The sequence below is a fragment of the Mesorhizobium sp. M2E.F.Ca.ET.209.01.1.1 genome (genome assembly GCF_004010375.2).
Lineage (GTDB): Bacteria > Pseudomonadota > Alphaproteobacteria > Rhizobiales > Rhizobiaceae > Mesorhizobium.
The window spans coordinates 1-302 of the sequence record NZ_SADP02001000.1; the positions used below are offsets into that span (position 1 = coordinate 1).

Consider the following 302-nt stretch of genomic DNA (forward strand, 5'->3'; position numbering starts at 1 on the left):
GAAGATCGTCGGCAAGCGGGTTTTCGAGAGCCTGATCATGGCCGGCGCGCTCGACTGCTTCGGCCACGATCGCGCCCAGATGTTGGCTGGCGTCGAGCGGATGATGGGGCTGGCGTCACTCGCCCAGCAGAACGCCGTTTCCGGCCAGGCCGATATTTTCGGCGCCTCGCTCGGCGCCCAGTCGCAGGCGCTCAACCTGCCGCCGACCGATCCGTGGCTCGCCGCCGACCGGCTGCACCGCGAATTCCAGGTCGTCGGCTTCTATCTCTCGGCGCATCCGCTCGACGAGTACAAGGCGGCGC

At 67.9% G+C, this 302-nt stretch carries 1 protein-coding gene; it reads left to right on the top strand.

The genetic code is table 11. The features are described 5' to 3' along the window. Positions 1-302 (top strand): hypothetical protein (locus EN852_RS38855; RefSeq protein ID WP_135879905.1); only part of this gene is annotated, 302 nt, incomplete at both ends.